Genomic DNA, 13,750 nt, shown 5'->3' with positions numbered 1-13,750 from the left:
GACGACAAAAACCTTAACCCTAAGAATATCGGAAGCTGGATGCGTAAAAATACGCACGTCCAGATTTAAAAGAGAGGGGCGAGAGGTAATACTCTCCCTCGACTCTACCCGAGTTGCTGTACCATCGCTTTTTTTCAGAATCGTTACTGTATCTGCATCGCAATCCATGGGTGTATGATGATTGGTATGGAGTAGTGATTTTTCCCTCAAGGAGTTTAGAACCACAAAAGACAAATCTCCATCGCTCGCTCATCAACAGTTCGCAAGTGCGACGCATCTATTTAGATGAGTTGGGTAACCCTGAAGAACAACCAGTTGCAATTAGCTTGCTGCAACTAACCATCGCGTCGGAAGCACAAATGGTAGCACAAGCAAAGCAGTTAATTGAGCGGGTCAAAGCTGAAGAAACAAGCCCCCTCCCAAAGGATGACATAATAGATGTAATTACAACCATCGCTGTTTACAAGTTTATTAATTTGAGCCGAGTTGAGGTGGAAGCCATGTTAGGAATTGATTTAGAGCAAACCAGAGTTTATCAAGAAGCGAAAGAAGAAGGTCGTCAAGAAGGTCGTCTAGAAGGTCGTCAAGAAGGTCGTCAAGAAGGTCGTCAAGAAGGTCGCCAAGAAGGTCGAGAAGCATTACAATTGGAGCTTGTACTCCGAATGTCACAGCGTGGAATGACACAGCAAGAGATAGCAGAGTTACTTGGATTAACTCTTGAACAAGTCAGACAAATTGCTCGCACACAAGCTTAAGAAACGACAGAGACAAAAAGCTTTCTTCGCAAGAAGATGATTTGATGACATAAATATGATGAAGGATTGATATTTAACAAATTAGGTGCTCATTCGCCTTTGACAAATTGCTCGCGTGCAAGCTTAACAAATGTTAGAGATAATAGACGTTCTTCGCGAGCAGATAATTTGAGAAAATCAAAATGAGGAAGGATTGATACTTAACAAATTGGGTGCTCGTTCGCCGTTAATAAATTCATTGATTCGAGCCAAGTTGAAGTGGAAGCCATGTTAGGAATTGATTTAGAGAAAACCAGAGTTTATCAAGAAGCTAAAGAAGAAGGTCGTCAAGAAGGTCGCCAAGAAGGTCGAGAAGCATTACAATTGGAGCTTGTACTCCGAATGTTACAGCGTGGGATGACACAGCATGAGATAGCAGAGTTACTTGGGTTAACTCTTGAACAAGTTGGACAAATTGCTCGCACACAAGCTTAAGAAACGTTAGAGATAATAGACGTTCTTTGCGAGATGATTTGATGAAATAAATATGAATATTATACTTACACCAAAGCAAGAAAAATTTATCCAAGCCAAGTTGCAAACAGGTAAATATCGTAATGCTGAAGAATTGTTAGAGATTGTTTTCAGACTGCTTGATGAATATGAGCAGGCTGATGCTGACTGGATAAATTCTGCCAGAGAAAAAATAGATGTTGCGATCGCAACAAGCAAACAAACTCCACCTATCGACGGGAAAACTTTTGTTAACCAAATTCTGACACAATTCTAGCAGGTACGTGAGGAGTAAGGCTAAAATCAATACCGTGTAAGTCGTTTTTGCACAGCCACATAAATCTCAATTCTCACATATGCCTCTCGCACTTCTCCAACACTGCACTTTTACAGGTCCTGCTTTACCCAAACCTTTTGTTCGCTTTGAGTTAGAAAAAAAACTTACAAAAGCAAAGCTTATCCATAAAATTACGGGAAATGAGGGGAAGGAATTACAAGAGGCTTGGACTGTCTACCGACGTAAATTGAGGGAATTGGCAACGCGAGGGGGTGCGGTACGTGTCAGAAATCATATTATATTACCGTTATTAAAGTTACTATGATATGACCGTATTGAATCAGCAGGAGATGTTGCAACTCGCGAGGGGTTGGAATCGGGCGGAGAGTTGTTGGTAAGTGCGGATGGTAAAGCAAAATTGCGGGTGTGGTGTGTAGATTTTGAGACGGATTTGGATGCACCTGCTCGACGCGGAAGTGCTTATCGTTACAGCCATTTACGCATTGCTCAACGGGTATTACTGACGAGTGGGGAACGGTTGGGTTTGTTAACAAACGGGGTAGAATTGCGGTTGTTAATTTCTGACCCTGCACGTCCGGATTCTCAAGTTAATATTGCTATTGACCCATATTGGAAACGCGATCGCAATCTTCCCGATTCTTTCTTGTTTTTTCTAGCCCTAGCTTGTCCCGATGGAGTCAAAGCTTTACCTGACTTGGTAGAGAAGGCGAGGTTACAACAGGCGCGAGTCACGAAGGAGTTACGGCTACAAGCGCGACGTGCAGTTGAAAGGTTTATACAGGAAATTTTAGACCATCCCCGGAATGCTGAAATCTTACGTACCAAGTCTCAACAGAGTGCAGAATTTGCAAAAGCACTTTGGAAGGAAGGGTTAATTATTGTTTATCGTTTGTTGTTTATCCTGAAGTCGGAGACAAACGATAACCCCGCACAGGCGTTTAGCTTTGCTTCTGCAAGTTTGTGGCGCAATACTTTTTCACCGAGTTTGGCTTTAGCAGATTATGGGCGCAAGATTTTGGATGATGGTTGGGAGACGGGGAGTTTCTTAGAGTCGGGAATGCGTGCGTTATTTAAAATGTTCGTCTCTGGTATTGAGTGTACGGAAATGTCGGTAAAACCCCTCGGTGGTGCGTTGTTTGGGGAGAATGCAACGCCTGTATTGTCTTATTTAACTTGGGGAGAGAGGGCTGTTGCTCATTTGTTGGATCAATTGTTATGGACTACGCCGCAAAAGGGGAAAGGGCGGGAAAGAGTTCATTATGGTCCTTTGGATATGGAAGATTTGGGGCGAGTTTACGAAGCTTTGTTGGAATTAGAACCGGGAATTACAACTGAACCTATGTGTCGTTTGCGGCGACAAAAATTAGAGGTGGTTGTTCCTATAGCCCAGGGGGAGAAATATCGTCCCGCTTTTGAAGACAAGGGGAGAGTAGAACAAGGAGAAGAGGAGATAGGGGAAGAGGATGAGGAGGAAATAGAAGAGGAGGAGACGACAAAGCGGGGTAAGAAAACTAAGGTGGAATGGATAGAAGAAATTCCGCCGGGACGGTTTTATTTACGGGTTGGTTTGGGAAGAAAAGCAAGTGGTTCCTATTACACTCCTCGTTCTTTTGTTAGGTTCTTGGTGAAGGAAACATTGGAACCCCAAATCAACGAACTCAGTCCAAAAGAAGATCCAAAACCGGGGGAGATATTGAAATTAAAGGTTTTAGATCCAGCTATGGGAAGCGGTCACTTTTTAGTGGAAGCTTGTCGTTTTTTGGGTGAGAAATTATATGAGGCTTGTCGGTTATGTGATGAATTGGCTTTGAAAGCCGAACAACAAGCAGAAAGTTCTGAGGATGAAGAAACGCGAAAGTTGGCTTTTCAAAGAGCAAAAATATTCCGTCAACGAGCGATCGATCTACCCGATCCAGATGATAAATTAATGAAGTATTTACCTTCGGCTGCACCAGAAGGTGAAGAAACGGGATTTTCTCAAGCAGAAGCGATCGCATTATGTCGGCGTTTGGTTGCGGTACATTGTTTGTATGGGGTGGATAAGAATCCTTTGGCGGTGGAGTTAGCGAAGTTATCTTTATGGTTGGAGTCTCACGCTGAGGGTTTACCTTTGACTTTTTTAGACCACCGTTTGGTGTTGGGAGATTCTTTGACGGGTCCGTTTTTTGAGCATTTGTTGACGTATCCCGGTGGAAAGCAAGATCGAGTCGATGATGTCTTTGCACAGAATCTTCGTCAGATGAATGGTTATTTCAAGAAAATAGCGAACGTCAAGCACTTGATTACACTCTAGATTTTGTCCAAAAAACAGGTGGCGAATATTTGAGTTTGCTAGAGTTGCGTTCTGAGAAAGATTTAGAGGTTGCTAAGACTTGCTTTGCCAATGGCGAACCTTTTGGTAAGGTGTGCGATCGCTTAGGTGTTAAACTAGGTCGCGAACTTAATATGACTGATGATGCTTGGCGCTTTACACCTACTTCTGAAATTTTACCAGATGGTAAAGACCCACGCAATCCAGAGGTGGCAAAGCAACTGTTGGAAATGGGTTATCTTGTGCTTCATGAGGGGAAAACTTTTCATCAGTATACTGATAGATGGGAAGAACGCTCTAGATATTTAGTTTCTCTTTTAAAACTACAAGATAAACAGGAAATTTTAAAATTAGTGAAATTTTATAGAATTGGAATTCGAGAAGTTTCTTCAAGCACGAATGAGAGAACATTAATAGCAGCGCTCTTGTCATATGGTACTACTTCAGGTCACACCGTAACACATGAAAAATTAGCTGCTGAACGTAGTATAGCAATAGCTTGTGCAACGATCTCATTTCTAAATTCTTACTCTGTTGACTGGGTAATACGTTTAAGTGCTGCTTCTCATGTTACAAAATTTCTACTTAACATGATCCCGGTTCCTTCTTTTTCCCATGCTTTCCTTTCCCACTCCGCCCTACGCCTAACCTGCAATCACACCGGATACGAACCCCTGTGGCGGGAACAACTAAGCGAAATTTGGAGAGAAAGCCAATCCCCTTTCACCTTCCCAGTTCTCCCCTCAGAAGACGATCGCTGGTTAGTTCGTGCTGCTATAGATGCAGTTGTCGCTGATGCTTACGGACTCAACCGAGAACAATACGCCCACATCCTCTCAACTTTCAGTCACAAAAGTTATCCCAAAGCACCACAACTTTGTCTCGCTTGCTTTGACGAACTCCAAACTATTGGACTTGAAACTTTTACAAAGAAATACGATCCTTACTGGGATATTCCCCTCAATGAAAACTTACCAAAACCCGTCATAGATTTGCCCATTCCCAATCAAAGTAATGAGAATGTGGTTTCTACAGATGATGGTAGCTTCCAACTGACTCCACCTCCAGAGGGGAAACCAAAGCGGAGAAAGAAGAAGTAATACTAGACCTCAGTGCTATACCCCCCTGACTGCTTAGTCCGCGTAGGCGGTGAGTCCAGCGCTGCAGGAGGGTTTCCTGCTCCCTGCCAACTGGCGTATAGCCTGCCGCATCGCGTATAGCCCTGGCGGGCATAGCCTGCGGCATCGCGGAGCGTGCGCTTTGCGCTTAGTGTGTGCCTTGCACATAGCGTCTCGGTAAGGAGATACCCGGAGGAACGTTTGTACAGTCGCGATTTCTAATCGTTAGGGCAAAAAAGGGTTATAAAAGCGGATTTAGCATGATGGGAGATGGGTTGGGAGTGAGGTACTTCGAGAATGGGGAATGAAAAAATGTGCGGGTTTGTTTAAAAAACCCGCTTTGGTGCATTCATTTGAAGTTAATAAAAGTTGACTTAACGGATGCCCGAAAACCTAGCTAACAGTTCCTCGCGAGATAATTCTATACAAAGACGAGTATATTCCTCTAACGGTAACTGTAGCATGGGTTCAACTATGGCCGATAGTTCCTCATCTAAAGAACCAAAACGGACTCTGAGCAAATTTTCCACAACTTGGCGTTGTCCTTGTTGTAGTCCTTGTTGTAGTCCCTGTTGTAATATATTAGTCCTTTCTCGCTCGTAAACCTCTTTAAAGTTCATAACGATCTCCCGATCTTCTTCAGTCATGTCTTCTGGATTTCTGGCTACACTAATGCGCCAGCTAAAAAGTAGTTCTATCAGGTTTTGACGCAACGGATTGTTTGGTGAAAGTGCAGCCACCTCCCTTGCTGCATTTTGCTGAACAGATCCCCTCCCTAAAACTCTACACATGAGTGTTTCATTCGTAACTGGCAACTCGTTAATTGCCACTATCGCTGTTCGGAAAGACTCAGGGAAAAAATACACTCCTTGAGGCCATTTTTGTAGCTCTAGTTTAGCGCCAAAACTCTCCAACAACGTATCCGAAGCCGAAGTCGCTAAAATCCACAAACGCGGTAAATTATTCTCTGGCAAAGAAGTTTTTTCTCGCTTTGCTTTACGTTGCAATTCCCCGAAGTAAGCAAGTAGCTTGAGTAAGCAATTACGTACTTCTGTTCTGCTAGGTTGATTGCGAAAAGGTTCTAACAAACAAGTACTGGCTGTTATTTTCCCAAGCAGTCCTAGAGATTCCAGATTCGCCTGGGGTGAAGGTAAGGGGGAAAACAAAATATCTGCCTGACGAACCTCATCAGTGATTTCTCGGCTGACTTCCACCTTACCGAAAGGTGACAGTAACTCTTCTAAATATTGTTTTGCAAATTGGTCGTGAGGCTGTCGAATCATTGTTATTTGCGATCGCCTTAAGCATTAAAGCGTGTTTCTTAGCATTTTTTATCTTAATTGTTAAAAATAAACTTTTTTAGTCAAAAAATAAATATTCTTCCTAAATTTACCCTATAAAGAAACTTCTTAATAATTTTTCTTGACATTATAAGTTGCGTATTGGCAAATTATACGGTCATATGCTATACCTCTCGTTAGCGATTACCATAATCAAAACCAATTCGGCATATTCCATACCTCATGTCAACTTTAGCTACATCTACTTGGACGGTATCCTTCGCCCACACCTTTCTCAACGAAGCCCTGAATATACCGAAAAAAATCAGCCAGCGTTTGCCCAAAACCGTTAAAATCCTGGAAAAAGACCCGATTTCCGCCCAAGGTGATGCTAAAAAGCTAAAGAACTATAAAAATGTTTACCGCGTTCGTATTGGTGATTATCGATTAATCTACAGTATCGGTCAAAACAGCGTCAAACTCCTCAGCCTCCGCAAGCGCAACGAAAGAACCTACGAACTAGAATTTTCTCCATCAGATACCGAAGTCGTCGAAATCACCCATTGCGACCCCATCTTAGAAGAAGACACAACAGGACAACAAATCAAACCCGTATCCCCACCACCCAAAAATCTCCTTCCCCAAAACCTCACTCCCACCCTCCTTACAAAGTGGCGCATTCCCGAAGAATATTGGCAAGATTTGCAAAAAGTTCGCACGGAAGATGACTTACTCAACTTACCAATTCCTCACCAATTTATCGATCGCATTTTAGATAATCTCTTCCCTCGTTCCCTTGAAGACATTGATACCCAGCCAGAATACTTACTGCAAAACCCGGAAGATTTGGAACGTTATGTCGAAGGCGAACTAGCAGCTTTTTTATTAAAACTCGATCCCGAACAAGAAAAGTTGCGGGATGGTATAACTGAAGGTCCTACCTTAGTCAAAGGCGGTCCCGGTACGGGAAAATCAACACTAGCCCTATACCAGGTGCAAAAACTTCATACATTGGGTTATCAATCTATCCTCTTTACAACCTACACCAACGCCCTAGTTTCTTACTCCGAACAACTCTTAACTCAATTACTGGGTAAATCCCCTAAAGATTGCGGTGTTGATGTTGTCACTGTTGATTCCCTAACGCGTTCTTACTACAAACAACGCTATGGCGAACCTCATTTTGCGAAACCAGAACAAGCACTCCACTATTTAGAAACAGCGCTGCAAACAACAGAAATTCCTTCCAAAAACATTTTTGACCGCCAAGTACGCTTACAAAGTCTGCAACGTTTGGGAACTCCCTACTTACTGCAAGAAATCTTGGATGTCATTGAAACCTGGGGTATCTCCAGTTTAGAGGAATACCTAGCCGCAAACCGCCAAGGACGAGTTGTTCCCCTCCGCAATCAAACACGGGAAGCTATTTGGGCAGTATACCAAACTTGGCTGCAACTCATGGAGCAAAATCGCTTAATTACCTGGGAACAAATGCGCCGTCAAGCACTGGAATACGTTTCACAATTACCTCAAAAACCTTATCAAGCAATCCTTATTGATGAAGCACAAGATTTATCTCCAACCGCCTTGCGCTTCTTACTCGCCTTGATTCCTTCCTTCAAGGGAGTTTACTTAACTGCTGATGCTTCCCAATCTCTCTATCAACGTGGCTTTAGTTGGAAACAGATTCATGTAGATTTAAAAGTCAGTGGGAGGACTTTAATGCTACGTCGCAATTACCGCAACACCCAACAAATCTCCTCAGCTTGTGCCACCATTTTAGAAGGAACAAATGCGGGAGATGAAGAATGTCTGCAACAATTATCTTCTCCCTATCAAGGAAATTCACCCACCTTGCTGTTGATAGAGAACATCGACAAACAAGTACAAGCCATAGGGGAATTTTTTACCACCGCCGCCAAACAGTTTCGCCTTCCTATTCATGGTGGAGGGGTACTTTGTCCCAACTCCCAACTCGGACAAGATATCGCCCGTCGTCTCAGCCAACGAGGTTGGAAAGCTCAGTTTGTTTCTGGTAAGGAAATCGATCTCAACGCTCGTTATATTAAGGTGTTAACTCTCCACTCAGCGAAAGGTTTGGAATTTCCTTTTGTAGCTGTTGTTGGTTTGCAAGCAGGAATTTTACCTCGGATTGATGAGACAATTCCTCAAGAGGAAATACCTGCTACGCTGAACGAGCAACGTCGCTTGTTTTATGTGGGTTGCACTCGCGCTATGCGGGCTTTGATGGTGTGCGGTTCTAAAGTGTCTCCTTCTCAATTTCTAGATTCTCTTTCCTCTTCTCGTTGGCAAAAGATTCAAGTTTAATTAACCGCAGATGAACGCAGATGCAGGCTGACGAAGTTTATGTTTTTTGAGAAGTTTTATGAATACGATTTATTTGAAGGATATTTTACAACAAGGGGATGATGCGATCGCAGCTGCTAGCACTTTTCTCGGTTTGAAAATGGCGCAGCTAGATTGTTCGGATGTGGAGACTATTTCTGGAGAACAACTCTCTCTACTTTTTTCTAAGATTCCTCCAAGTTGGGAGTTTGAGGAATTGGGGAAGGTGCTTATTGCTGAAAGTATGAGCGAGACTTTAGGAATAGCGTTTTTTGAGTTCGTCAACAATCGCGGTTCTTCACAGCCTCTGGTTGCTCAGACTAACAAAATCTCCTATGGAACTCAAACACCAAAAAAAGCCGTTCAAGATGTCACTCCCATTTCAATATACTTTACTTCCCCTTCTATTCCTCTCTCTACCGCACCTTCTCCTTTAAATCCTATTAAAGTTCTCGATAAAGTCATTGCGGAGTATCGCGATTATTTATTAACAGAATTTAGAGCCAAAGACCCACAATTAAAAGCTGCTTTAGAAAAAGCTATTGACCAACCTTTATTTTTAGCTCAAGAACCATTTTATCAAGCCCATCGTCCTTTTAAAAGTGGGGAAAAATGGCAGAATTTATCCATAGACGCGAAACTCGCCAGAGTCATGCAACAACGTTCCGGTAGCGAGTTTGCATACCTCCATCAAAGTCAAGCAATTGACCATTTATTAGGACAAAACGCCTCTCCCCTCGTTGTGACAACGGGTACGGGGAGTGGAAAAACGGAAACCTTTCTTTTACCAGTCATTCAAAATGCGATCGCAGATGCAGCCCAATTCCGAAGACAATCCGGACTGACAGCTATTCTCGTCTATCCAATGAACGCCCTCGCTAACGACCAGTTCCTACGTATCCAAAATTACCTCAAAGAATCTGGTTGGGAAGGGGCAATTAGTGTGGCAAAATACGATCGCGGCACTAAGTTAAAAGAACGTCAAGCTTTACGCCAAAATCCACCCCATATATTACTCACTAACTATATGATGCTGGAGTATCTCTTAGTACGTCCAGCAGATAGAGAAGATATCTTTGCCAACCATCGCTGTCGTTTCCTTGTTCTGGATGAAGTCCACACCTATCGCGGAACGTTGGGAAGTAACATCGCCTTGTTAGTCAGACGCTTGCAAACTCACTTAAAGGACGCAAAACAGGATTGGTGTTCTCAAGTTCCCCCAGAATTACAAAGAAAACGCTATCCCGAATTTCTCCCGGTTGCAACTTCTGCCACGATTAAAAGTGTAGCGGAAGGAGAACACTCCCCACAAGAAAGAATTCGTCTCAGAGATGAAGCCGTTCAAGAATTTTTTAGTAAAATCTCCGGTGTCAACAAATCCAGCATCCGAGTCATTGGCGAAGAACTTGCAGAACTTCAAACACCACCACAAGCAGTTTCTCCCTCAATCCCTTACATATTATGGGATTTAAACCGATGGCTGATTCGTTCTCCCCTTTCCATTTCCCAAATTGTCAAGAAAGTTAAACAAGAAATTCCAGAGCGATCGCATTAGCTTATTACAAGTCAATTCTGAAGTCTTGCAGTTAGAAGCTGCTACAGAAAAACAGCGTTACCGTTGTGAAGTTTGCTCCACCCCTGTCTTGGGATGGCAAAAGAATTATCCTTGTCCGTATTGTCACGGGAATTTAATCCGGTGGACTGATTCAGAGAGCGCAGAAAACAGATATGTGAAAAAAATCCTCTCACCAGAATATATACCCCTAGTCGCAGGAGAACATACCGCCCAAATTCCTAACGATGTACGAGTTGAATTAGAAGACAACTTTAAAGCTAAGGCGGGGGAATCAAAAGTTAATTTATTAGCCTGTTCGCCGACTTTGGAAATGGGTATTGATGTCGGTGGATTGGATGCAGTCATTTTACGCAATATACCACCACGTCCAGATAACTACGCACAAAGGGGAGGACGTGCGGGAAGGCGTACCCGTATTGGTTTAGTCGTTGGTTATGCTCGAAATACACCTCATGACCAGTATTTTTACGATAAACCGGGAGAGATGATAGCCGGAGAAGTACCAACCCCCGCACTCGCATTGGGGAATCGAGATGCAATATTCCGTCATTTAAATGCGATCGCATTTGGGAGTGCCAAACCTGGTTTAGCCAGTAAGATGGTAAATTATATCTCTCCTTTAGGGGAAATCCATCAAGAAGCCGTAGAAGAACTGGTGACAGGAGTAGAAGCGCAGATAGATCGAGCGGTGGCTGTCGCTTTACAAGCTTGGCAAGGTAATGTATTATACGAAGCAGGATTAGATGAAACAGCCCTGCGCCAACACTTAAAGGGATTACCCGAACAAATCCGGGATGTTATCAATCGTACCGCCCTGCAAGTTAAGGAATTAAGAAGCGCTCTTGATACATACTCCCTCCAACTCCAAGGCGAACGTGCTGGAACTCGTGCGGCTCAACTCATTGCTCGAATACTAGGTATTCAAACAGACAAACAAAATAAGAATAATGAAGCTGATGACCTTTCCGTCGGTTATCCTTTACGTAGATTTGCTGAATTTGGTATTCTTCCTGGTTACGAATTTCCCACCCAACCAGCATCATTGCGACTTTTAGGTGACGATCGCGAAGAAGACCCCGTAAGTGTAGCAAGACGTTTTGGAATTGGTCAATTTCAACCCGATGCTCAAGTCTTTGCTCGTACCAAACGCTGGAAAGTTATTGGTTTAGATAACGCCTCTCCATGGAACTCCAGAACTGAAAGCGCAACTTGGTCTTACCGGATATGCAATACTTGTCAGTTACGGTACGATGCATCCGAACCTGCTTGTCCTCGTTGTGGGAATAATGCACCAGGAAAAGATTACGTTGGTGGAGAATTTGCTGGTTTTTTGGCGCGAAGGGATGAAAGTCCAATTCTCGATGAAGAAGAACGTTACGTTACCCGCAATCTTGTCAAAACTTACCCTCAGTGGGACGGACAAGTTGTAGGACGGTGGACATTAAGTACTGGTTGGGGATTGCGTTGGAGTCGGGATGAGGAGGTACGTTGGGTTAATGAGGGGGTTCCGCCTAAAGATAAAGATAGGGAACAGAATACTCCCTTACTACATAATGAAGCAAAAGGGTATCCGTTGTGTAGCGAGTGCGGGCGAATATTGCAAAACCCAGATGTAGCGCGATCGACAACTCAAGGACGACGCAAAACTCACAAATCCGGTCAAGATGACCCTTACGGTCATGCAGAAAATTGTCCTAAAAAAGGCGCACCGCAACCTCTGGCAATTGTAACAGCAAGTAAAGCAGAGGTATTGCGATTAATAGTTCCTATCCCTATTTCTACGGAGGAAGAGGATTTACAATCTTGGGGATTATCTCTTGGATACAGTCTGAAAGCTGGTATGCAGCAATTGTATATGTTGGATGGTTCCGAGATTGATTTTGAGTTTGAGGGAATTTGGCAGGTGAGTTATGAAGGAAAAAAATATAACACAATTTCGCTGACGTTTATTGACCCTAGTTTAGGTGGAAGCGGGTATTTGCATCGGATTGCTAGCGAATTTCATCAAGTGGCAAAAACAGCGATCGCGCATTTAGACCATCCAAACTGTGTAACTGCCTGTTACCGTTGTCTCAAATCATATCAAAATCAACGCTATCACGAATTACTCAATTGGCCGCAAGTTATCCCCGCCCTAGAACAACTCGCACAAACGCCACCAACACCACGTTCTTTAGAAACAGGCGATCTTGACGATCCGCTTCCCTGGTTAGAAGCTTACGATGCAGGTGTAGGTTCTCCTTTAGAACTCAAGTTTCTACAGCTATTTGAAAAACATGGGTTCCATCCCCAAAAACAAATACCAGTACCAACAAATACGCCAATTTCCGTTGCTGATTTTGCCATACCAGAACGGAGACTAGCAATATATATTGATGGAACTGCCTTTCATAAAGGAGGAAACAGATTGCGAGATAAATTTATTCGCGATCGCTTGCGTAATGCCAATTCTCCTTGGCAAGTTGTCGAATTAAACGCTACAGATTTAGCTAGAGGTAAGGCATTAGTAGAACAACTCAAAAGCAAATAACAGTCAGTTTGTTCCAAATTTGACGCATTTACTTGGATGAGCTAGGTAGCCCTGAAGAGTAACCAGTGGCAATTAGCTTGTGGATGCGGTACTGCATAAGGTCATCGTTTCGATTTCAGGATGGGGAAATGGCTTGCCAAAGGAGAAGGCTGTAGACGTTGAACCATAAAGTCGCAAATGCTCCAGCCGTTCCTTAGCTTCAGCAATTGTGGGAGTATGTCCTGCAGGAACCCACCATAACGCTAGGATTGGCTGCTCGGTTTTTTCAAACCAACGACGGCGATCGCGCATTATGTTTGCATGAGCACCGCGATATACGTAGTTTGAAAGGGCTTCTAAAGATTTCCAAACTGTGAGAGTAATTAAAATTCGCTCGTCGTCAAAAGCACGAATACTGGTAGCATCGTTTGCACCTTCACTTCGCAAACGCCATACGAAACCGGGATCGGTATCTGCGATCGCATTAATACTTTCAATTTGTGCGACGAACTCTGCCATTTCTGGAGAATCTAGTGGCGCACGTAAGGTAGCAGTATTTACTTGAGCAAGATGATAGCGTTCTGTATTCATAGTTTTTGCACCATTGTGTGATGATACGCTTAAATGTCGTTTCTGCTATTTCTTATTTGTCAACTCTCTAAATATACACTTAGGTAGTCAAAATAAATACTTACGTATCTATCCTGAGAGAGAGCAGTGAGGACAGACTAACATCACAGCTTGATATTTGGCATCTGATAATTCTTGATTTTTGTTTTTAATACTTCATATTTAGGTACTCAACTCAAAAGGTGACCGTTCATACAACAAGGCAGTTGGGAAATGTTCTATGTTAACTAAACCCTTTACTTTTGTATAAACGGCGGCTATATCCGCTAAAGAACCACTGGAGCGGCGGAAATCCTCTGCTTTGTTAGTGTCATTGAATTGATTGAGTGTAACGGCTTCAGGTTGAACAGACACATCGAGTCATTTCCGCCGCCCTGGTGATTTATTTATGCAAGGTCTCTTTTCTTTCCTCTGCGTCCTGGTGTGATTGGTGCA

General features: G+C 43.2%; 12 protein-coding genes. 9 read left to right on the top strand and 3 right to left on the bottom strand.

Translation table 11 applies throughout. The features are described from left to right. Window positions 1-113 precede the first annotated feature (113 nt). The 6 genes from AB0756_RS03800 to AB0756_RS03775 all read left to right on the top strand — a co-directional run bounded on the left by AB0756_RS03800 (window position 114) and on the right by AB0756_RS03775 (window position 4,956). Window positions 114-755 carry an Rpn family recombination-promoting nuclease/putative transposase gene (locus tag AB0756_RS03800; RefSeq protein ID WP_237266011.1) on the top strand — a complete coding sequence of 214 codons (642 nt, stop codon included), beginning with the start codon at window positions 114-116 and terminating at the stop codon, window positions 753-755. A 267-nt stretch (window positions 756-1,022) separates the two neighbouring features. Continuing rightward, window positions 1,023-1,229: a hypothetical protein gene (locus tag AB0756_RS03795; protein WP_038086816.1), complete on the top strand. Its 207-nt coding sequence runs from the start codon at window positions 1,023-1,025 to the stop codon at window positions 1,227-1,229. A 52-nt stretch (window positions 1,230-1,281) separates the two neighbouring features. Next, window positions 1,282-1,524, top strand: a complete 243-nt coding sequence (locus AB0756_RS03790) for a ribbon-helix-helix domain-containing protein (protein ID WP_038086819.1) — start codon at window positions 1,282-1,284, stop codon at window positions 1,522-1,524. Window positions 1,525-1,603: 79 nt separating this feature from the next. Then, window positions 1,604-1,849: a hypothetical protein gene (locus AB0756_RS03785; protein ID WP_050046539.1), complete on the top strand. Its 246-nt coding sequence runs from the start codon at window positions 1,604-1,606 to the stop codon at window positions 1,847-1,849. Between the two features lie 63 nt (window positions 1,850-1,912). After that, window positions 1,913-3,838 (top strand): N-6 DNA methylase, encoded by a 1,926-nt coding sequence (locus AB0756_RS03780; RefSeq protein WP_408037186.1) that lies wholly within the window; start codon window positions 1,913-1,915, stop codon window positions 3,836-3,838. A 29-nt stretch (window positions 3,839-3,867) separates the two neighbouring features. Beyond that, entirely contained in the window at window positions 3,868-4,956 is a 1,089-nt protein-coding gene (locus AB0756_RS03775) for a hypothetical protein (RefSeq protein WP_050046536.1), read from the top strand. Between the two features lie 392 nt (window positions 4,957-5,348). Here AB0756_RS03775 and AB0756_RS03770 read toward each other — a convergent pair whose 3' ends face one another. Next, on the bottom strand, window positions 5,349-6,257 hold the full coding sequence (locus AB0756_RS03770; RefSeq protein WP_038086822.1) for a hypothetical protein: 909 nt from the start codon (window positions 6,255-6,257) through the stop codon (window positions 5,349-5,351). 240 nt (window positions 6,258-6,497) lie between these two features. On the opposite strand from AB0756_RS03770, the gene AB0756_RS03765 reads away from it, so the two are divergent. The 3 genes from AB0756_RS03765 to AB0756_RS03755 are packed head-to-tail and all read left to right on the top strand — an operon-like array spanning window position 6,498 to window position 12,706. Continuing rightward, entirely contained in the window at window positions 6,498-8,582 is a 2,085-nt protein-coding gene (locus tag AB0756_RS03765; RefSeq protein WP_038086825.1) for a 3'-5' exonuclease, read from the top strand. A 58-nt stretch (window positions 8,583-8,640) separates the two neighbouring features. Further along, window positions 8,641-10,155: a DEAD/DEAH box helicase gene (locus AB0756_RS03760; protein WP_038086832.1), complete on the top strand. Its 1,515-nt coding sequence runs from the start codon at window positions 8,641-8,643 to the stop codon at window positions 10,153-10,155. Next, window positions 10,112-12,706: a helicase-related protein gene (locus AB0756_RS03755; protein WP_050046535.1), complete on the top strand. Its 2,595-nt coding sequence runs from the start codon at window positions 10,112-10,114 to the stop codon at window positions 12,704-12,706. Before AB0756_RS03760 ends, AB0756_RS03755 begins: the two co-directional genes overlap by 44 nt. Before the next feature lie 72 nt (window positions 12,707-12,778). Here the strand turns inward: AB0756_RS03755 and AB0756_RS03750 are convergent, their stop codons facing one another. Together AB0756_RS03750 and AB0756_RS03745 are read right to left on the bottom strand one after the other, a co-directional pair. Beyond that, a complete protein-coding gene (locus AB0756_RS03750; protein WP_038086838.1) occupies window positions 12,779-13,276 on the bottom strand; it encodes a DUF3291 domain-containing protein in 498 nt (165 codons plus the stop codon). Window positions 13,277-13,477: 201 nt separating this feature from the next. Beyond that, window positions 13,478-13,669 (bottom strand): hypothetical protein, encoded by a 192-nt coding sequence (locus AB0756_RS03745; RefSeq protein WP_038086841.1) that lies wholly within the window; start codon window positions 13,667-13,669, stop codon window positions 13,478-13,480. Between the last annotated feature and the right edge of the window lie 81 nt (window positions 13,670-13,750).

Source organism: Tolypothrix campylonemoides VB511288_2, from assembly GCF_045999855.1.
In the GTDB taxonomy this organism is placed as follows: domain Bacteria; phylum Cyanobacteriota; class Cyanobacteriia; order Cyanobacteriales; family Nostocaceae; genus Scytonema; species Scytonema bouteillei_A.
The sequence above is the reverse complement of the archived record's forward strand: the minus strand, read 5'-3'. Positions and strand labels throughout refer to the sequence as shown.